Here is a 19956-nt window from a genome sequence, read left to right as displayed (position 1 = left end):
TACGTACATTTGTTACAACTAACCTGCGAGTTACCGGTTACTTCGCCGATACCGTCACGGCTTACTCTCAACTGCCATGTCAACTGCCCAAGCCTGCAATGCCTACCTCCGCCCCCTGCGCGACGCCATGGACGTACTCGGCGGCAAGTGGAAGATTCCCATTATCATGCTGCTCTCCATCAAGGAGCGGCGCTTCAAGGAAATTCAGCGCGAAATCGGGGTGACGGCCAAGGTACTATCGGCCGAGCTGAAAGACCTGGAAAGCCACGAGCTGGTGCGCCGCACGGTGTACGACACGGTGCCCATTTCGGTGGAATACGCCCTGACCGACTACGGCCGCACCCTGGAGCGCGTCATCGGCGAAATTCGCGAGTGGGGCGTGCATCACCGGGAGCGGATTCTGGAGCGCGCCGAGCCGCTGCCCGCCACCGCCCACCAGGCCTGACGCCGGCGGCCGCCATTACCGCAGCAGCCCCAGCGCCACCGGCAGCGTGCGGGTGGCCCACTGGCGCATGTGCGCCCCGGAGTAGTGCAGCCCGTCGGCGGCAAACTGCGCGGGGTCGTCCTTGGCGGCGCGCGTCAGGTCGGTAATATCCACGAAAGCCACGCCGGCGGTGGCGCATTCCTGCCGGGCGGCGCCGTTGAACTGGTCGATTTCCTGGCTGATGCGGGCGCGGTCGTAGCTGCGCCCCATCGGCGACTGGCCCCAGTCGGGAATCGACAGCACCACCACCCGACCGGGCCGGTCGCCGGCGAAGTGAATGGCCGTCTGGAGCAACTGGCGAAACTCGGTGCGGTAGGTGGCCAGCGGCTGCCCTCGAAACTGGTTGTTCACCCCGATCAGCAAGGACACCAGATCGTAGGTTTTTTGGTTGCCGGAGGCCGCAATGGCCTGCTGCAGCTCGGCGGTGGTCCAGCCGGTCTGGGCAATGATGTCAGGGCTCTGAATGCCCGCCGCCCCGCTCAGGCCCGCCAGCTGCACCGGCCACCGCTCGGCCGCCGGCACGCCCTGGCCGATGGTATAAGAGTCGCCAAGGGCGAGGTAGCGCACCGCGCCGCCGCCGGGCGCGGGCGTTGGCGCCGCGCCCGTCACGACGGGCTCGGGCGTGGCTTTGGTGCAGCTGCAGCTGAGCAGGGTGGATAGCAGCAAGGGCAGCAGGAACAGCAAGCGCATAGATGGGGCGGGTGGGCGGTCAACCTATGTACGCAGCTGTGGGCCGGGGCAGATTGAGTCGTTGCCCTTCCCAGGTGCTGGCACACTCGGCCGGGCAGGTTTCGCGCCTATTCCCAGTTACCGTATCGCACCAGCAAGTCTTCGCAGTGGTAAGGCTCCCAGCAGGCGTAATCGTACCAAAGCATCCCCCGAATACCTCTGGTCTTGGACACCACCAGTTTCATCAGCTGCGGCGTGTGGGATGCGTTGCTGCTGTTGCGCACGCTGAACACGTACAACGGATCCAGCTGCTGGCTGTTGAGGATGGCATCGAGCGTTACCCAGCAGACATTGACGCTGCCTTTGATGCGGGTTAAACACGCCCACTCCTCGCCGACCTTTGCGTTGAAGCGCAGAAACACATTCTCCTCAAAGCTTTGAGGCGGTTCAGGAAAAAGGTGAGTATACTCCTGATGAAGCCGTTGGACGGACCGCCGCAACCGCCGGCTCTGCGCAGAATCGGCGTCGGGTGCCCACTCGGTTAGTTCCGGATTGATGGCCAGCCAAACGGTGTCGCCCTGCTGCCGCAGTCTAAAGGCTTCGTAAATCTGCCGGTCGTAATACAGATCGATTTCCCAGTACGTTTTGCCGTTGCGCCGAAGCGGCTCCGGCCCCACGCGGACCTCGCTATCCGTCACCCGCAGTCGACCTGCTTCCGGCAATTCGCCTTTGATAAGGGCTGGCGCAAAGCTTTGACGTGGCCGCATCCGTGGAAACAAGGTCCGGTCTGCCTGCTGCCCAAACGCGGCCAGACAGCAGCCCCAGGCCACAAAAAAGAGCACCAGCCGTAGCCGGTGCTCCTGAAATAGCAGCTTGCTCATCAATTCTTACCGCAGCAGCTTGCTCGTGCGGGCGTCGGTGACTTTAGCCTGCATGTCGCGCACGGCCTGGGCAATGCCGGCGGCGTCGTAGCCGCACTCCTTGTACAGTTCGTCCTGGGAGCCGTGCTCCACCACGCGGTCGGGGATGCCGAGGCGCTTGACGGGCAGCGAGTAGCCGTGGTCGGCCATGAATTCCAGCACGGCCGCGCCGAAGCCGCCGGGCAGGCAGCCGTCTTCCACCGTCACCACGGCCTTATAGCGGCTAAATACCTGGTGCAGCAGCTCCTCGTCGAGGGGCTTGCAGAAGCGCAGGTCGTAATGGCCGGTGTCGAGGCCTTCGGTGAGTAGCTGCTGGGTGGCGCGCACGGCGTAGTTGCCGATGTGGCCGAGGGTAAGAATGGCTACGTCGCCCTGGCCTTCGCGCACGGTGCGGCCGGTGCCCACGGCCACGCGCTGCAGCGGCTTGCGCCACTCCGGCATCACGCCTTCGCCGCGGGGGTAGCGGATGGTGAAGGGGCCGGCATTTTCGGGCAGCGTGGCGGTGTACATCAGGTTGCGCAGCTCCTCCTCGTTCATGGGCGAGGCAATGACCATGTTGGGCACGCAACGCATGTAGGCCAGGTCGTAGGCGCCGTGGTGGGTGGCGCCGTCAGCCCCGGCAAAGCCGGCGCGGTCGAGGCAGAAGACCACGTGCAGGTTCTGCAGGGCCACATCGTGGATGACCTGGTCGTAGGCCCGCTGCATAAACGACGAGTAGATGTTGCAGAACGGCACCAGCCCCTGCGTGGCGAGGCCCGCGGAGAAGGTGACGGCGTGCTGCTCGGCAATGCCCACGTCGAAAGCGCGGTCGGGCATGGCCTTCATCATGATGTTCAAGGAGCAGCCCGAGGGCATAGCCGGCGTCACGCCCATGATTTTGGGGTTCTGCTCGGCCAGCTCCACCATCGTGTGCCCGAACACGTCCTGGTACTTGGGCGGCTGGGGCTTGTCGGGCGTTTTCTTGTAAATCTCCCCGGTGATTTTGTCGAACAGCCCCGGTGCGTGCCACAGCGTCTGGTCTTTCTCGGCCAGCGCGTAGCCCTTGCCTTTGGTCGTCACGCAGTGCAGCAGCTTGGGCCCCGGAATCGACTTCAGGTCCTTCAGAATGGCCGCCAGGTGCTGCACGTCGTGCCCGTCGACGGGGCCGAAGTAGCGGAACTTCAGCGACTCGAACAGGTTGCTCTGCTTCATCAAGGTCGCCTTCATGGCCGACTCGACTTTGCTGGCAATGGCCTGCGGGTTGGGCCCGAACTTGCTGAGCTTGCCGAGCACGTTCCACAGCTCGTCGCGCACGCGGTTGTAGGTGCGCGAGGTGGTGATGTCGGTGAGGTATTCCTTGAGCGCGCCCACGTTGGGGTCAATGCTCATGCAGTTGTCGTTGAGGATAACCAGCAGGTTGGTGTTGGCCACCCCGGCGTGGTTGAGGGCCTCGAAGGCCATGCCGGCCGTCATGGCCCCGTCGCCGATAACGGCAATGTGCTGCCGCTCAAACTCGCCTTTGTAGTCCGAAGCTACGGCCATGCCCAGCGCCGCGCCGATGCTGGTGCTGCTGTGGCCCACCCCGAAGGCATCGTACTCGCTTTCGGAGCGTTTCGGAAAGCCCGACAGGCCCTGGTACTTGCGGTTGGTGTGGAACTGGTTGCGGCGGCCAGTCAGGATTTTGTGGCCATACGCTTGGTGCCCCACGTCCCACACCAGCTGGTCGTAGGGCGTGTTGAACACGTAATGCAGGGCTACCGTCAGCTCCACCACGCCCAGCGAGGCACCGAAGTGCCCGCCGTAGATGGATACCGTATCAATAATGTACTGCCGCAGCTCCTGGCTGACTTGAACCAGCTGGTCCTCGCGCAAGTCTTTCAGATCGGCGGGCGAATTTATCGCAGCCAGCAGGGGTCCAGGTTCGACAATCATCGGGGTTTACTTACGACGGCGAGTGGGAGTAGTCGGCTAACCTGCTTAACTGCCAGATTGTTGCGGGGAGCCAGTAATGTGGCGCAGGCTAGCGGGCAAAGGTACGATATTTTCAGGCCGACGGTTCAAAGTGGGAGGTTGTCATCCGATTACCAAAGTCCCCCGCTTGTCTGCCTGAAAAAGAGAGGCATAGGGTAAGCCGGCTACTTTCCGGGGAAAACCGTTTGATAACGACCCACGGCGAGTCAAGTCCGTACTTTTGCCTGTCACCAACGCTTCCACCGCATGAGCACCACCCAGCAGGACCGCCAGCTGCTCGATAAACTCTCGCCTTCGCGCATGCTGCTACCGGTGGTCATCGGGCTCGGGGTGGTCGGGTTTATGTTCTGGCGCAGCTACCAGCCCGGCGACCTGGCCGCGCTGTCCGATGCCAAACCACTGTGGCTGCTTATCACCCTGCTGGTGCTGCTGGCCCGCGACTTCGGCTACATGTACCGCATCCGCCACATCGCGGAAAAGCAGCTGTCGTGGAAGCAGAGCGTCGACGTGATTATGATCTGGGAGTTTGCCTCCTGCCTGCTGCCCTCAGCGGTGGGCGGCACGGCCATTGCCTCGCTGCTGCTCAACAAAGAGGGCATCCCGCTGGGCAAGTCCTTGGCCTACATCATGGTCACAGCCATGCTCGACAACCTCTACTTCGTGGTGGCCGGGCCGCTGGTGTGGCTGCTGGCCGGCGACTACATCTTCCCCCACGAAACGCTGGGCTCGGGCGGGCTAGTCACCACGCTGAAAGTGGCGTTCTGGGTCAGCTACGTGTTTACGATGGCGTATTCGGCGCTAATGGCCTACGCCCTGTTCGTCAATCCGCACTCGGTGAAGCGCTTTCTGGTGCGCATGTTTTCGCTGAAGGGCCTCCACCGCTGGCGGCGCCGGGCCTACCACCATGGGCTGGAAATGGTGCATGCCTCGGCCGAGCTGCGCGGCAACAGCTTCCGCTACTGGGCCGAAGCCGCCCTGAGCACGGCCTTCGTCTGGACGGCCCGCTACCTGGTCATCGGCTGCCTTATCGCGGCCTTTATTGACGTATCGTGGGGCTCGTTCGGCACCATCTTCGCCCGCAACCTCGTCTACAAAGTCGTGCTGCTGGTTGCCATTACGCCTGGGGGTGCGGGCTTTGCCGAGGGCGCCTTCCCCTCGTTCTTCCGCTCCTTCGCCGGCTCGGCCACCATGACCAACTTCATTCTGCTGCTCTACCGTATCGTCACCTACTACCTCTATCTGGTACTCGGCACCATCTTCCTGCCGCGCTGGGTGGGCCGGGTATTCGGCAAGCAAGCCGTGAAAGAAGTTATGACGTCGTAGGATGACGTGTTGATTACTTCACACAAAAAAGCCCCGCCATTCACGTGGCGGGGCTTTTTTGTGGCTGAATTCGAATTTACTTACTCGGCTTCGAGCTGCAGTTCGGCGCCCTGGGGGCTGCGCAGCGTGAGGCGGTCATCGGTGAGCGTGGCCACATCGAAGGTGTTGGCCATGTTGCCGTTGTCGGGGGTCATGGTAATCTTTTTGCCGGCCTGGTCGAAGGTGTACTTACCGTTAATCGACTCGGTGGGCGAGGACATTACGTACTGGCCGTTGGCGAAGAAGCGGATTTCTTCCTGCTTCTGCTCGGCGGTCTGCTTGACCTTGTCGCCCGAGGCGTCTTCCTCTTTGTGGGTCTTCCATACTTTGCTGTCGGTGCCGTAGAGCATGTTGGCGCCTTCTACCTTGCCTTCCTTGCTGCCGCAGGCGTAGGTGAAGAGCGAGAGCAGCAGCAGCAGGCTGGCCAGGTAATGCAGCGGGGTGTTGAATGGACGTTTCATGGAGCGTGTCTGGAATTAGGGGGATGAAACAAGGACGTGTCGGCAGCGGCCCGCGAACAGGCAGCCGCTGCGGCGTTTCTTACGGGCACGTGGCCAAAGGGTTAAGCCGCAACATTCGCCGCGGCATCCGCGTAGAGCAGGGCTGATCCATTGACCATCCGGTTTTTGACTTCTTTCCCCCACACCTCAACCAAGACACAACCATGGGACTCTTTGATTTCCTGAGCGATAAGGGCGATAAAAAGCCCGTTCAGCCCACGCAGCCGCAAACCGGCAGTGCCTCCGATTTCTTCGGCAATAAAACCCAGCCGGCCACCGGCCAACCCGCTGCCCCCGCCGCCACCCAGGGCGAAACGTACACCGTGGTAAGCGGCGACTCGCTGTCGAAGATTGCCAAGCACCATTACGGCGACGCCGCCAAGTGGCACCAGATTTACGACGCCAACAAGTCCACCATCGGCTCCAACCCCGACCACATCGAGGTGGGCCAGGTGCTGCAGCTGCCGAAGCTGTAAGCTCCCTTTCGCCTCCGAGTACGAAACGCCCCGGGTCCGACCCCCGGGGCGTTTTTTGTGTCCGCAGCATTCGAAGAAAGCGCATCATTCTGCGCCGCATAACGGTCCTCGACGCTGCTGAAAGTCTCATTGCGTCAGTTGTCTTTTAGGCGTGAGCAGGTCCTTAGCGCTGCCTGTAGTGAGGGATGGAAATGTGTGAATGGTCATGCGGGCAGCTTGATCAGGCATATTATTTTCTGCGCTGATCTGCCCGTAGAGGCAGTTTTGATGGGCTTTTCGCCGCCGCAAAAAAACTTTTGGCCGGATTTGCGTTTTACATAACCGGTACTACCTTTGTGCCACCTGCCGCTACCGGCGCAGGATTTTTTTGACGCATTTATTCCGAAGAGGCGAGAGACTAGGCTCCGTGACCCTCTGGCAACCACCAGCAATGCACAAGCTGGCAGGTGCCAAATCCTGCCCCACTGACCAACTCAGGAAGGGGAAAAATAAACCGCGTGCCATGAGCCACTACCCCCTCACGTCCGACCATCATTTGTCACCGCTTCCCGCAGCGGCGCCCGCTACCGGTTTGTCCGTAGCCGCCGAATGCGCCCGAATGCGCCCGCAGCTGGTGCGCGGCGCTATGATGTGTTGTTGCTGTTGTTGGTAGTGCGCCCGGCGGGTCGCTGATGCCCGCCCCCACCCTTCCCCGTTTTCCTGTCTGCTGCCCGCTCACCGGGTGGCGCGTGGCTTAGCCGCACCCGTTTGGAGCTGCTCCGGGTGCTGCGCGGCCCCCTTCGGCGCACGCGGCGTTTTGGCCGTCGTGCGGCCTCCTTGCATCGTTTTCGACGTCCACAACCCTCTTTCTCAGCCTCATCATGTCCACGCAGAACCTGCATTTCGACACCCTGCAACTCCACGCCGGCCAGCAGCCCGACCCTAGCACCGGGGCCCGCGCCGTCCCGATTTTCCAGACGACTTCCTACGTGTTTAAGAACGCGGAGCACGGCGCCAACCTGTTTGCCCTGAAGGAGTTCGGCAACATATATACCCGCCTGATGAACCCGACCACCGACGTGTTCGAGCAGCGCATTGCGGCGCTGGAAGGCGGCGTGGCGGCCCTGGCTACGGCCTCGGGGCAGGCGGCGCAGTTCATTGCCCTGAACAACATCCTGCAGGCCGGCGACAATTTCGTGTCGACCTCGTTCCTCTACGGCGGCACGTACAATCAATTCAAGGTCGCTTTCAAGCGCTTGGGCATCGAGGTGCGCTTCGCCGACGGCGACAACCCGGCGAGCTTCGAGAGCCTGATCGACGAAAATACCAAGGCGCTGTATCTGGAAACCATCGGCAATCCGGGCTTCAACATTCCTGATTTCGAGGCCATTGCCGCTCTGGCCAACAAGTACGACCTGCCGCTGGTGGTCGACAACACCTTCGGGGCGGGCGGCTACCTCTTCAGGCCCCTGGAGCACGGCGCGCACATCGTGGTGGCTTCGGCTACGAAGTGGATCGGCGGGCACGGCACCAGCATCGGCGGCGTGATTGTGGACGGCGGCAAATACGACTTCGGCAACGGCAAGTACCCGCAGTTTACCGAGCCCTCGGAGGGCTACCACGGGCTGGTGTTCAACGACGTATTCGGCAAGAATGGCCCGTTCGGCAACATCGCCTTTGCCATCTGCGCCCGGGTGGAGGGGCTGCGCGACTTCGGCCCTTCGCAGAGCCCGTTCAACAGCTTCCTGCTGCTGCAGGGCCTGGAAACGCTGAGTTTGCGCGTGGACCGCACCGTGCAGAATGCCCAGAAAATTGCCGAGTGGCTGGAGGCGCACCCGCAGGTGGAGGCCGTGAACTACCCCGGCCTGAAGAGCAGCCCCTACCACCAACTGGCTACCAAGTACCTCAAGCGCGGCTTCGGCGGCGTGCTGACGTTTGCCATCAAGGGCTCGAAGGACACGGCCACGCAGTTTATCGACAACCTGCAGCTGATCAGCCACCTGGCCAACGTGGGCGACGCCAAGACGCTCATCATTCAGCCTTCGGCCACCACGCACCAGCAGCTTTCCGAGGAGGAGCAGCGCGCCGCCGGCGTGACGCCCACGCTGCTGCGCATTTCGGTGGGCCTGGAGCACATCGACGACATCAAAGCCGACCTGCAACGCGCCTTCGACGCGGTGCAAGAATCGGCCGACCGCTACCCCGACGAGGAGGAAACGCCCCTCCTCGTGGAGCAACAAGCCGGGCACCCCGCAACGCTGGAAGTTTAACAGGGAGGGAACCTTGCGGAAGCCGGCCCGCTGCCATGGAACCGGCTTCCCATCCAGCTTGCGGGGCGCGGGCGCGGTGTTTCGGGAGAAAGCGCCGCGTCCCACGCTTCGGCCTCTTTGCTTTCCGGCCCCTTCCCAACGGCGGAAGGGGCCGGGAGCAAAGAATAATTTTTCAAATCCTATGAGCAGCAACCCCCAAGTGCTAACCCTGGCCGAGCCGCTGCCGCTGGAATGCGGCGGGCAGCTCGACGGCGTGCAGATTGCCTACCACACCTACGGCACGCTCAACGAAGCCCGCGACAACGTCATCTGGGTGTGCCACGCCCTGACGGCGAATTCCGACGTGCTGAGCTGGTGGCCGGGCCTGTTTGGCACCGGCGACTATTTCGACCCGGCCGACTGGTTTATCGTGTGCGCTAACGTGCTCGGCTCCTGCTACGGCAGCACCGGTCCGCTGACGCCGGTGGCCCCGCGCAACAAGCCGCTCTACGCCGCCTTCCCGCGCCTGACGGTGCGCGACCTGGTGGCGGCCCACGAGCAGCTTCGCCAGCACCTGGGCCTGACCAGGATTCACACCGTCATCGGCGGCTCGTTGGGCGGGCAGCAGGCGGTGGAGTGGGCCATTCAGCAGCCGGCCGTGTTTGAGCACCTTGTGCTGCTGGCCACCAATGCCCAACACTCGCCCTGGGGCATTGCTTTCAACGAGGCCCAGCGCCTGGCCATTCAGGCCGACTGCACCTACGTCGGCGGCGGGCCCGAAGGCGGGCAGCTCGGCCTGCGCGCGGCCCGGGCCATTGCCCTGCTCAGCTACCGCAGCTACGAGGCCTACGGCCACAGCCAGGCCGAAGCCGACGACGAGCTGCCCACGTTTCATCGGGCCAGCAGCTATCAGCAGTACCAGGGCGACAAGCTGACGGCCCGCTTCAACGCCTACAGCTACGTCACGCTCTCGCATATCATGGACGCGCACCACGTGGGCCGCGGGCGCGGCGGCGTGGCGGCGGCCCTAGGGCGGGTGCAGGCCCGCACGCTGGTGCTCGGCATCACCTCCGACGTGCTGTTTCCGCCCGCCGAGCAGCAGCTCCTGGCGCGGCACATTCCGGGGGCCATGTACGCCGAAATGGAGTCGGGCTACGGGCACGACGGCTTCCTGATCGAAACCGCGCAGATAGCGCATTTCCTCGAACGATTTTATGTCCAAACCTTCGCCCACTAACCCCGCGCCGCCGACGCGCATCGGCCTGATTGGCTTCGGCTGCGTGGGGCAGGGCCTGTACGATATTCTGCAGCGCCACCCCGAGGCGGGCTTCACGGTGGCGCGCATTGCGGTGAAAAACCCCACCAAGCTGCGCCCCTTGCCCGCCGGGCGGTTTGAGTTTCACGCCGACGACCTGCTCGACGACCCCACGCTGGATTTGCTGGTGGAAGTCATCGACGACGCCGACGAGGCGTTCCGCCTGGTGAGCCGGGCTCTGCGCCAGGGCCGCCGGGTGGTGACGGCCAACAAGGCCATGGTGGCCCGGCACCTGCCCGAGCTGATTGCGCTGCAGCGCGAATTCGGCGGCACCCTGCTCTACGAAGCGGCCGTGTGCGGCAGCATCCCGGTCGTCCGCACCCTCGACTCGTACTTCGCACAGGAGCCGCTGCTGCAGGTCAGCGGCATCTTCAACGGCTCCTCCAACTACGTGCTGACGCGCATGCGCGAGGCCGATTCCGACTACGCCGAGGCCCTGGCCGAAGCGCAGGCGCAAGGCTTCGCCGAAACCGACCCCACCCTGGACATGGCGGCCTTCGACCCGCGCTCCAAGGCCGTCATCCTCGCCGCCCACGCCTGCGGCCTACTGCTCGACCCCGACGCGGTGCTCAATCTGGGCATCGAAAACGTATCGGCGGCCGATATCCGCTACGCGGCGGAACGGGGCAAAAAGCTCAAGGTGGTAGCCATCCTGCAGCCCCTGCCCGGGGGCGGCGCCACGGTGTACGTCACGCCCCAGTTCGTCGACGCCGACTCGCCGCTGTACGCGGTGGAACGCGAATTCAACGGCGTGGTGGTTGATGCCGAGTTTGCCGGGCAGCACTTCTGGCGGGGCCGCGGCGCGGGTGGCCACCCGACCGGCTCGGCCGTGCTGGCCGATCTGGTAGCCCTGCGCCACGGCTTCCGCTACGCCTACGCCAAGCTGCCCGCCGAAACGGCCCTGACTGCCGAGGTGCCCGACCTGGAGCTGGAAGTGTACCTGCGCTCCGCCCCGGCCGAGCTGCGCCGGGCCCTGGGTTTGACGGACGTGTCGGAGCAGCTCAGCGCCCCGGGCTTCACCTACGATTACGCCGTGGGCTACGTGCGCCTGAGCCAGCTGCACCGCTACCGCGACGCGCTGCGGGCGGGCGGCACCTTCGTGGCGCGAACCGGGCGCGTGCGGCCGGTAGTGGCGCAGCCCGCGCCGCAATTGGAAACGGCTTTGGCAGCTGATTGACAGCAAAACGGACGGCCTCAGTGGCCGTCCGTTTTGCTTTTACTGCAGTATCACGCGCTGGACCGGTAATTCGTCGGCGCGGAGGTAGTAGCTGCCGGCGGGCAGCGCGCCGCGCGGCACGGCCAGGCGCGGCTGGTCCCAGCGAAACCGGCGCACTACCCGGCCGGCGGCGTCGAGCAGCTCGGCCTGGCGCGGGCGGAACGGCGCTGCAGTAGCAGCCTGCAGATAGAAAACATCCTCAGTAGTGGGCACCGGGTACACCTGCGGTGCTTCAGCCTGGTGGCGGGCAACGGCGCTTAGCACCGTGCCGGGCTGACGTAGTAGGGGCCGCAGAAAGTCGCGTACGGTCTGGAAAGTGGTGTCGGTGTAGGCTACCTGCGTGGCGGTAGTACCGTCGTAGGGTACGTGCGGAGCGCCGCGCAGCGTCCGCAGGACGTTTGGAATACCCACCGCGTCGGCGCGGGGCTTGAGCACGCCGCTGCCGTAGATGCGCGGCGAAAACGACTGCCCGAAGGCCCGGCCGATGTTGTAGGGCACCACGGCATCGGCGGTGCCGTGTACGCTGCACAGCGGCACATTGCCGGGCTCCAGCCAGGTCAGGCCGCCCACGGCTCCGCACAGGTTGACGACGGCAGCTATCTGGCTGCTGTAGCCGGGGTTGCCGCTGCTGCCTTCCAGCGTACCCAGCTGCGCCAGGTCGACGTAAGCGGGCACCTCGGCGGGCTTATCGAGGTAGCCGAGCTGCAGGGCCATAAACGCCCCGGCCGACGAGCCACCCGCGAAAACGTAGGCGGGGTGAAGGCGGTACTGGCGCGTGGTGGCCGCGTCGCGGCGGAAAAAGCGCACGGCGGCGCGCATGTCCTGCGAGGCCCGGATGGAGGCCCGGCCGATGTTGGCGCTGTCGAAGGGAAAAAAGCCGAGGCGGTAATCGATGCTGGCCGTGACGTAGCCTAGCTGGGCCAGCCGGGTGCAGATGGCCGTCATGAACTGGTCGTCACGGTTGCCGGTGGCGAAGGCACCTTCGTGGGCCATTATGACCAGGGGCCGGCGGCGCACGGTGTCGCCGGTGGGCTCGTAGAGGTCGAGCAGCAGGGTCTGGTTGCTGCCGGCAATGTTGGTGGCCGCGCCGTAAGCCACTGCCCGCGTCACGGTCACCTGCGAGAAAATCGGGCGACGGTAGCGGCCGCCGGTGGTATCGATCTGGGCCCGGGCCGAGGTCAATAGGAGCAGCAGGGCAAGGGCAGTGAGTAGCAGGTGTTTCATCATACAAGCGCTAGGTGCTGACTTGCTTACGCGAAAAGACGCGGATAGGGCGCCACAAAGATGCGGATGTGAGGTTTCACTTTTCCATATGCTTCGACTAGCAACGCACCCCTGGGCTCAGGGGCGCCGCACGAGCCGGAGCGTGTCGGCGCCCAGACGCAGTAGCAACTGTTGAGGTGAGCGGGCCAGCACGCCGAAGCTTTTGCGCGTGCCCGGCGCGTAGGGATGGTACGGCTGCTGCACCATTTGCACGCGGAAGGTGGTCGGCTCCGCGGGCCGGGGCTGCTGCCAGCGGCGCCAGCCGACACCGGTAATTTCGATGGTTTGCTGGGCTGCCGGCGGTACCAGCGGCAGTTCCGCGTAGCCCTCGGAGTCCGTTTCGGCGGCTGCTACGATGGCGCCCGCCGCGTTGCGTGCCAGTACCGTAAGGCCGGACAGCGGCGCAGGCGGCCCAGCTCCCGCGCGGGCAGTGATGTAGAACTGCTGCCGCTGGTCGGTGGGCGGCAGCGGCGTGCCGGTGGCCTGCGCACGGGCGGTGTCCGGCTGGCCGTTCAGGTGCAACTTCAGGTGGCGGCCCCGCAGACGGTACGTGCCGCTGCCTTCGCGTGCCATGCTCCTGTCATCCGCGTGCAGAAGATACTGCACGTGGCCGTCCGGATATACCACCAGCTCCCGACTGGTGAAGAGCACCGCGTTGGAACGCGTTTCGAGGTATGAGCCGGGCGGCAGGGTCCGGGGAGCGGCACAACTGCAGACGCCGCACAGGCCAAGCAATAATTGAATGGAGGAGCGCATGCGTTGAAGATGTCTTTCAACCCGGCATTCCACACCTCGGGCCCAAATAAGCGTCGCTGACTGCCGGCTTCGGTGTAGGTTTGCGGCGTTATTATGTTTCCGCTCATGCCCACCACGCCCCCCTCCCTTCGTCCCGGCGACCAGGTTGCCATCGTCTGCACCGCCCGCAAAGTCTCGCGCGAGGAACTGCTGCCGGCCATCGGAATCCTGGAAAGCTGGGGCCTGCAGGTGGTGCTGGGCGAATCGGTGACGGCGGCGCACCACCAGTTCGGCGGCGACGACGCGCTGCGGGCCCGCGACTTCCAGCGCCAGCTCGACGACCCGGCCATTCGCGCCATCCTGGTGGCCCGCGGCGGCTACGGCACCCCGCGCATCATCGATCTGATTGATTTTTCGCGCTTCTCCCAGGACCCGAAGTGGGTGGCCGGCTTCTCCGACATTACCACCCTGAACTGCCACCTACTGCGCCTCGGCCACGAAAGCATCCACGGCGTGATGCCCTTCATCTTCGCCCAGGAAGGCGGCGGTGATGCGGTGGAAAGCCTGCGCCGGGCCCTGTTCGGGGAACCGATCAGCTACGCCGTGCCGACGCACCCGCTCAACCGCCCCGGCACGGCCGACGGGGAGCTGGTGGGCGGCAACCTCAGCCTGCTCCAGACGCTCAGCGGCACCCCCTCCGACGTGAGCACCGCCGGCCGACTCCTGTTTCTGGAGGACATCGAGGAATACCTCTACAGCGTCGACCGGATGATGGTGCACCTGGACCGCGCCGGCAAGCTGCGCGACCTGGCCGGCCTCATCGTGGGGCACTTCACCAACCCGCAGGACAACGCCATTCCCTTCGGCCAGACCTGCTACGAAATCATCGACACCTACGCCCGCAAGTACCAGTTTCCGGTGGCCTACGGCTTTCCCGTGGGGCACGAGCCGGCCAACCTGGCCCTGATCTGCGGGCGGCGGGCCCGGCTGGTCGTCGGCGAAATGGGCACCACGCTGGATTACGTGTAGGACCTGCCCGGTCAGGCAGAGCAGAATCAGCGGCTTACTGCTTCAGCAACCGCACCTGCTGCACCGGGCCAGTCGCGTCGCGCAGCAGCAGGTGGTACACGCCCGCCGGGCAGTCCGCCAGCTGCGGCAGGGCCACGTGCGTGGCGCCGGTAGCGGGTGGCACCGGTTGCCGGCTGATGAGCCGCCCCAGCGCGTCGCGCAGCTCCAGCACACCCGCAGCTGTGGCCGGAACCAGCACGGTAGTCGCAGGGCCACTGACCGGGTTGGGGTATACTGTCAGTTGCTCCAAGGCCCCGAAGTACACCGTGCGCGGGCCGTAATATGCCGCCTGCCCGTCGAGGTCGAGCTGGCGCAGGCGGTAATAGCGCAGGCCTTTCTTGCCGGCTTCCTGGTCGCGGAAGCGGTAGCCGACGCGGCCGGTGGTGTTGGGCGCCACGCTCGGCACGAAGCCCAGCTGGCGGAAGGTATGGCCGTCCGTGGAGACTTCCACTTCGTAGCCGGCGCTATTTTCTTCCTGAGCAGTTTCCCAGCGCAGCAGTGCATGGGGGCCCAGTTGCTCAGCTGTGAAGCTGGTCAGCCGCACCGGCAGGGAGGATGTTACGACCAGCAGGGGCCGCAGAAAGTCGCGCACGGTGCGGAAAGTGGTATCCATGTAGGCTACCTGCGTGGCGCTGCTGCCGTTGTAGGGCACGTGGCCGGCCTTGCTGAATCGGTACAGGGTGTTGGGCACGCCCACCGCGTCGGCCCGGGGCTTGATGGCGCCGCTGCCGTTGACCACGTCGCCGGTGAAGGTGGGGCCGGTGCCGTAGGGCACGATGCCGTCGGCGGTGCCGTGCACGCTCACCAGCGGCTCGTCGCCGGCTTCGATCCAGCTCAGGTTGCCAATGGCGCCGCACAGGTTGATGCCCGCCCCGATGGCGCTGCTGTAGCCGGGGTTGCCGCTGCTGCCTTCCAGCCCTGGGGCCACGCCCGGCGCGTTCAGCGCGCTCAGCTCGGCTTCTTTATCCAGATAAGACACGTGCACGGCCGTGATGGCGCCGGCCGACGAGCCACCCGCGAAAATGTAGCCTGAGTTGACGTTGTACTGGTTGGTGGTAGCCGCATCCTGCCGGAAAAACCGCACCGCCGCCCGCATGTCGTGCACGGCGTTGACCACGGCCCGCGCTCCATTGAAGGTAAAAAACGACTCCAGGCGGTAGTCGATGCTGGCCGTGACGTAGCCCAAGCGGGCAAAGCGCCGGCACAGCTCCGACACGTCGAAATCGGTTCGGGCGCCGCTCAAGAAGGCGCCGCCGTGAGCCAGGATGATGAGCGGCCGCGGCGTAGCGGGCCCACCCGCGGGCTGATAGATATCCATCAGCAGCGTTTGGGTGGTGCCGCCGGAGTTGGGCGCGCTGCCGAAGACTACGCCGGTGGTAACGCTGGGCGTGGGGTAAAGCGGTTGGTGAAACTGCCCACCGGTGGTATCAATCTGCGCCGCAGCGGGGCGAATCAGCCCGGCCAGCAGGCTTAGGAGCAGGAAGAAGTGCTTCATCGGCAGGCAGCAGGTCAGTTGCGGGCTTAAGGTACGCGTTTGGCCGGGGCACAGGTTGTGCCGGGCCCGCTCCTACTACTCAGTGCGGCGCGCCTTACCACCGGCCGGCGGCAGCTGCTGCAGAAAGCCCAACACCACTTCATTGAACCGGGTGCGGTCTTCCTGCGGCGCGTAGTGCGTGAGGCCGGGGAAGATGTGCAGCTGGCTGCCCTTGATATTGCTGGCAATCAGCCGCGAGTGAGGCTCCAGGATGACGTCGTTTTCGCCGGCCAGCACCAGCGTGGGCACCTGCACGGCGCCGAGCTGGGCGGGCTGCATCTGCGGGTATTTCAGCAGCAGGGTGCTCAGCCGCCGCGCCCGCCGAAAGTTGGGCTTGAACGGGCCGAGTACCAGGCCCGCGGCGTGAATCAGCCGCACTTCGCGCAGGGTTTTGGCCTCCACGGCGGTTTTGTCGCAGTACAGGTTGGCGCCCATCGTCACCAGGCTCAGCACCCGCGTGGGGTAGCGCGTGGCCAGGCTCAGGCCGGTGTTGCCCCCGTCGCTCCAGCCCACCACGTGCGCCGCTCCGATGCCCAGCGTATCGAGCAGGGCGCGCATGTCGTCGGCAAACAGGTCGTAGGTGTAGGCCCGCTTTTCGTTGCCCGACCGCCCGTGCCCGCGCGTGTCGACGGCAATAACCCGGTAGTGCTCGGCCAGGGCCCCGATCTGGTTGGCAAAGGACTGAATGGATTCGCCGTTGCCGTGCAGCAGCAGCAGCGGCTCGCCCTGCCCGTAGGTTTCGTAATAGAGCTTCACGCCGTTGACGGTGGCGTAGTGGCCGGCGCGGGCATTGCGGCCGTAGCGCACGATGCCGCGGCCGGTTACCCGCAGGATTCGCTGGCCGGGCGCCGTTTCCGCCACTTCGTAGCCAAAACCCACCACCGGCGTTATCGATTTCCAGCCAGTGGGCAGGCCGGTATTGGGGCCGGGGGCACTGTGCTCAAAGCCGGCGTTGCGCAGCTCCACGCGCTGCCACTGGCCCGGCTGCGTTTCCACTTCCAGCTTGAAGTCGTCGTACTCGAACGTGCCGTTGAGGTACTGGATGCCCACTACGCCCACCGAATCCACCTGCTTCGCCAACGGCCCCTGTACGGTGTAAGTCTGCCAGGCAGCGCTGCGCGCGGGCTTGTTGCCCATGTTCAACCCGCCCAGAATGCGCTTTTTTGCATCGAACATCAGCAGCCCGATGCGGGCGTCGCCCCCATCCACTTGTGCCGTATCCACCCGCATGCGTGCCGACAGCCGGCAGGGCTTACCCGCGTAAGCTCGCAGGCTGACCTTTTGCTGAAACATAATCGAGGCGCCCACCACCGGCGACAAAAACTTGGTGGGCTGCGCCCGCAACGGCCGGGCCATTACGAGTAGCACCAGCGTGGGCAGCAGCCAGAGGCAACGAAGCGGCATAGAAGACAACGAGTGACTTGAACAACGAATAAGGGCCGCAATAACGCAAAAAGCCCCGGCTGCGGGCGCAACCGGGGCTTTCCTATCTGTTCCGTGCTACTCCTGGTACAGGGTCTGCAGCACCGTCTGGCCCACCGCTTTCAGGGTGTTGCGGTCGATGATGCTCATGTTGTCCTGGGTGGTGTGGTGGTAGGCGGGGAAAAACTCGTCGCCGTAGGGCACGTGGTCGATGAGGTCGACGGTGCGCACGCCGGCCTGGTTGGTGAACACGTGGTCGTCGGTGATGCCGGGCATGTCTTGGGCAATGAAGTAGTCGGAGTAGCCCAGGCGGCTGGCGTTGTACCAGAGCTTGCCCACTACGTCGTTGGCCTGCTGCCGGCTCAGCTCCTCGCGCGAGAAGCGGGCACCCTTGGCCCCCACCATGTCGAACAGAATGCCGTACTCGGCCTTGTAGCCGGCGGGCACCAGGTTTTTGGCCCAATATTGCGAGCCAAGGCACCAGCTTTCCACGCCCGCGCCGGCCAGCTTGTTTTCCAGGTTGGCCTGGGTCGAAGAGTCGTAGCCGTAGTCTTCGGCGTCAAACAGGATGATGTCGACGCCGACGGCGGGCGTGAGCGAATCGGGCTGAGCGGCCAGCTGCCGGGCAATTTCCAGGGCCACGGCCACGCCCGAGGCGCCGTCGTTGGCCCCGTCGAGCGGGGCGTTGGGCTTGGTTTTGTCCTTGTCGGCGAAGGGGCGGGTATCCCAGTGCGCGAACAGGGCTACCCGGCGGGCCGCCTGCGGAGCGAAGCGGGCAATGATGTTGCGCCCGCGCAACTGCTTGCCGTCGAAAGCCATGGCCGTGAAGGGCTGCTCCTGCACCTGCAGGCCGAGGGCGCGGAACTTGCTGCTAATCCAGTCGCCGCAGTTCACGTGGGCCGGCGTGTTGGGCACCCGCGGCCCGAAGCTCACCTGCTTGGCCGTGAACTGGTAGGCCGAGTCGGCGTTGAAGGCCGGGGCCTTGCGCAGCGGCGTTTCAGCGGCGCTACCCGCGTCCGGGGTTTCGGTGGCCGGTTTCTTATCGGGGCAGGCCGTGAGCAGCACCGTGGCGGCGAGCAGGGCGGCGGGGCGCCACAGCAGGCGCAGGGGGTTGCGGGTCATTGGGAGGAGAAAAGTCGAAAGCAAATCTAAGTAAGAACGTCATGCTGAGCGCAGTCGAAGCATCTCTACGGATAGTAATCTGCTCGTTGAGATTAGTATCAAACGAAGCGGTAGAGATGCTTCGACTGCGCTCAGCATGACGTGCTGTGAAGGCCGCTAAACCGGCGCTGCGTTTACTCTTCGTAGGCCCAGTCGACGCCGGCCTTGGTGTCCTTCACCAGGATGCCCTGTTCCTTGAGGGCGGCCCGGATGGTGTCCACTTTGGCGTAGTCCTTGGCCGACTTGGCCTCGGCGTAGAACTGCAGGGTCAGGCCCAACAGTTCCTCCGCGTTGGCCCGGGGCTCGTCGCGCAGGCCCAGAATGTCGACCACCAGCGTGCGGTAGGCGGCGGTGGCTTCGGCCAGGGCGGCTTCGCCTACCTGCGCCAGCGTGGCCGGCTGGTTGTAGTAGCCGTTGAACTTGCGCAGCAGGTTGAACAGCGAGGCAATGGCGCGGGCCGTGTTCAGGTCGTCGTTCAGGCCCACGTAGCAGTCCTGCACCAGCTTGCGCAGCTCCGCGTCGGCCGCGCTGGTATCGGCGGCGCGCTCGGTGCCCTCGGGCAGGCTGAGCCGCTCGATCTGGCGCAGGCCGTTCATGAGCTTGCGGTAGCCCTTGCTGGCCGCTTTCAGGCCCTCATCGGAGAAGTCGACGGTGCTGCGGTAGTGGGCCTGGAGCAGGAAGAAGCGCACCACCATGGGCGAGTAGGCCTGCGACAGGGACGGGTGCTGCCCGCTGAACAGCTCCGAAATGGTGATGAAGTTGCCGAAGGACTTGCTCATCTTCTGGCCGTTCACCGTAATCATGTTGTTGTGCAGCCACACCCGCGCCTCGTCGGTGTGCGAGTGGCTGGCCTGGCTCTGGGCTATTTCGCACTCGTGGTGCGGAAACATCAAATCCAGCCCGCCGCCGTGGATGTCGGACTCGCGGCCGAGGTACTTGCGGCTCATGGCCGAGCACTCCAGGTGCCAGCCGGGAAATCCTTCGCCCCAGGGCGAGGGCCAGCGCATGAGGTGCCGCTCGTCGGCCTTTTTCCAGAGCGCGAAGTCCAGGGGGCTGCGCTTTTCGTCCTGCCCGGCGAGGTTGTCGCGCGAGCCGCTGAGCAGCTCCTCCGGCACCCGGCCCGAGAGCTTGCCGTAGCCGTTGCCGGCCTCGTTGTACCGGGGCACGTCGAAGTACACCGAGCCGTTGACCTCGTAGGCGAAGCCGTTCTCGATGATTTCCTCGATCATCTGAATCTGCTCGATGATGTGGCCGGTGGCCAGCGGCTCGATGTCGGGCGAAAGGCAGCCCAGCGCCTCCATATGGCGGCGGTAGCGGTTGGCGTAGTCCTGGGCCACCTGCATGGGTTCCAGCTTCTGGGCCCGGGCCATCTTGCTGATTTTGTCCTCGCCCTCGTCGGCGTCGCCCACGAGGTGGCCTACGTCGGTGATGTTGCGCACGTAGCGCACCGAGTAGCCGAGCTGGCGCAGGTAGCGCGTCAGCACGTCGAACACCACCGGGCCCCGGGCGTTGCCCACGTGCGCTTCCGAGTACACCGTCGGGCCGCAGAGGTACACGCCCACGAAGGGCGCGTGCACGGGGACAAACGGTTCTTTCTTGCGCGTAAGCGTGTTGTGGAGCGACAGTGGGTGTTGCATGGGGCAAAGGTAGTGA

The 19956-nt window shown here is 64.8% G+C and carries 17 protein-coding genes and 1 riboswitch; of the genes, 7 read left to right on the top strand and 10 right to left on the bottom strand.

Annotation, left to right across the window (positions count from 1 at the left end):
- Window positions 1-76: 76 nt before the first annotated feature.
- Window positions 77-445, top strand: coding sequence for a winged helix-turn-helix transcriptional regulator (locus tag FDY95_RS09950; protein ID WP_138077262.1), 369 nt, complete (start codon window positions 77-79; stop codon window positions 443-445).
- A gap of 15 nt (window positions 446-460) precedes the next feature.
- Here the strand turns inward: FDY95_RS09950 and FDY95_RS09945 are convergent, their stop codons facing one another.
- The 3 genes from FDY95_RS09945 to dxs all read right to left on the bottom strand — a co-directional run bounded on the left by FDY95_RS09945 (window position 461) and on the right by dxs (window position 3984).
- Window positions 461-1174, bottom strand: a complete 714-nt coding sequence (locus FDY95_RS09945) for an SGNH/GDSL hydrolase family protein (RefSeq protein ID WP_138077260.1) — start codon at window positions 1172-1174, stop codon at window positions 461-463.
- Window positions 1175-1281: 107 nt separating this feature from the next.
- On the bottom strand, window positions 1282-2034 hold the full coding sequence (locus FDY95_RS09940; protein ID WP_138077258.1) for a hypothetical protein: 753 nt from the start codon (window positions 2032-2034) through the stop codon (window positions 1282-1284).
- Between the two features lie 6 nt (window positions 2035-2040).
- On the bottom strand, window positions 2041-3984 hold the full coding sequence (gene dxs, locus FDY95_RS09935; RefSeq protein WP_138077256.1) for a 1-deoxy-D-xylulose-5-phosphate synthase: 1944 nt from the start codon (window positions 3982-3984) through the stop codon (window positions 2041-2043).
- Between the two features lie 285 nt (window positions 3985-4269).
- On the opposite strand from dxs, the gene FDY95_RS09930 reads away from it, so the two are divergent.
- Window positions 4270-5346 carry a lysylphosphatidylglycerol synthase transmembrane domain-containing protein gene (locus FDY95_RS09930; protein WP_138077254.1) on the top strand — a complete coding sequence of 359 codons (1077 nt, stop codon included), beginning with the start codon at window positions 4270-4272 and terminating at the stop codon, window positions 5344-5346.
- Between the two features lie 80 nt (window positions 5347-5426).
- Here the strand turns inward: FDY95_RS09930 and FDY95_RS09925 are convergent, their stop codons facing one another.
- Window positions 5427-5846: a lipocalin family protein gene (locus FDY95_RS09925; protein ID WP_138077252.1), complete on the bottom strand. Its 420-nt coding sequence runs from the start codon at window positions 5844-5846 to the stop codon at window positions 5427-5429.
- A gap of 203 nt (window positions 5847-6049) precedes the next feature.
- Between FDY95_RS09925 and FDY95_RS09920 the strand changes: the two genes are divergently transcribed.
- From FDY95_RS09920 to FDY95_RS09905, 4 genes are all read left to right on the top strand, one after another.
- Entirely contained in the window at window positions 6050-6361 is a 312-nt protein-coding gene (locus FDY95_RS09920; RefSeq protein WP_138077250.1) for a LysM peptidoglycan-binding domain-containing protein, read from the top strand.
- 373 nt (window positions 6362-6734) lie between these two features.
- Window positions 6735-6856, top strand: a riboswitch (SAM riboswitch).
- 365 nt (window positions 6857-7221) lie between these two features.
- Window positions 7222-8610, top strand: a complete 1389-nt coding sequence (locus tag FDY95_RS09915) for an O-acetylhomoserine aminocarboxypropyltransferase/cysteine synthase family protein (protein ID WP_138077249.1) — start codon at window positions 7222-7224, stop codon at window positions 8608-8610.
- 181 nt (window positions 8611-8791) lie between these two features.
- A complete protein-coding gene (locus tag FDY95_RS09910) occupies window positions 8792-9826 on the top strand; it encodes a homoserine O-acetyltransferase family protein (protein WP_138077247.1) in 1035 nt (344 codons plus the stop codon).
- The gene (locus FDY95_RS09905) at window positions 9804-11081 is read left to right on the top strand and encodes a homoserine dehydrogenase (RefSeq protein ID WP_138077245.1); all 1278 of its coding nucleotides are present in this window, start codon (window positions 9804-9806) and stop codon (window positions 11079-11081) included. The genes FDY95_RS09910 and FDY95_RS09905 overlap by 23 nt, the downstream gene beginning before the upstream one ends.
- 39 nt (window positions 11082-11120) lie before the next feature.
- Here FDY95_RS09905 and FDY95_RS09900 read toward each other — a convergent pair whose 3' ends face one another.
- Window positions 11121-12344: an alpha/beta hydrolase gene (locus tag FDY95_RS09900; protein WP_171025622.1), complete on the bottom strand. Its 1224-nt coding sequence runs from the start codon at window positions 12342-12344 to the stop codon at window positions 11121-11123.
- Between the two features lie 117 nt (window positions 12345-12461).
- Window positions 12462-13139 carry a carboxypeptidase-like regulatory domain-containing protein gene (locus tag FDY95_RS09895; protein ID WP_138077241.1) on the bottom strand — a complete coding sequence of 226 codons (678 nt, stop codon included), beginning with the start codon at window positions 13137-13139 and terminating at the stop codon, window positions 12462-12464.
- A 105-nt stretch (window positions 13140-13244) separates the two neighbouring features.
- Between FDY95_RS09895 and FDY95_RS09890 the strand changes: the two genes are divergently transcribed.
- Entirely contained in the window at window positions 13245-14147 is a 903-nt protein-coding gene (locus tag FDY95_RS09890) for a S66 peptidase family protein (RefSeq protein ID WP_138077239.1), read from the top strand.
- Between the two features lie 34 nt (window positions 14148-14181).
- Here the strand turns inward: FDY95_RS09890 and FDY95_RS09885 are convergent, their stop codons facing one another.
- The 4 genes from FDY95_RS09885 to cysS form a co-directional block, all read right to left on the bottom strand.
- Window positions 14182-15681 carry a carboxylesterase family protein gene (locus FDY95_RS09885; RefSeq protein ID WP_138077237.1) on the bottom strand — a complete coding sequence of 500 codons (1500 nt, stop codon included), beginning with the start codon at window positions 15679-15681 and terminating at the stop codon, window positions 14182-14184.
- Window positions 15682-15756: 75 nt separating this feature from the next.
- Window positions 15757-17124: an alpha/beta fold hydrolase gene (locus FDY95_RS09880; protein ID WP_138077235.1), complete on the bottom strand. Its 1368-nt coding sequence runs from the start codon at window positions 17122-17124 to the stop codon at window positions 15757-15759.
- A gap of 96 nt (window positions 17125-17220) precedes the next feature.
- Window positions 17221-18264: a M28 family peptidase gene (locus FDY95_RS09875; protein WP_171025621.1), complete on the bottom strand. Its 1044-nt coding sequence runs from the start codon at window positions 18262-18264 to the stop codon at window positions 17221-17223.
- A gap of 173 nt (window positions 18265-18437) precedes the next feature.
- Window positions 18438-19940, bottom strand: coding sequence for a cysteine--tRNA ligase (cysS, locus tag FDY95_RS09870; protein ID WP_138077233.1), 1503 nt, complete (start codon window positions 19938-19940; stop codon window positions 18438-18440).
- Window positions 19941-19956: the final 16 nt, after the last annotated feature.

This window comes from Hymenobacter jeollabukensis, from assembly GCF_005771675.1.
In the GTDB taxonomy this organism is placed as follows: Bacteria; Bacteroidota; Bacteroidia; order Cytophagales; family Hymenobacteraceae; genus Solirubrum; species Solirubrum jeollabukense.
The sequence above is the reverse complement of the archived record's forward strand: the minus strand, read 5'-3'. Positions and strand labels throughout refer to the sequence as shown.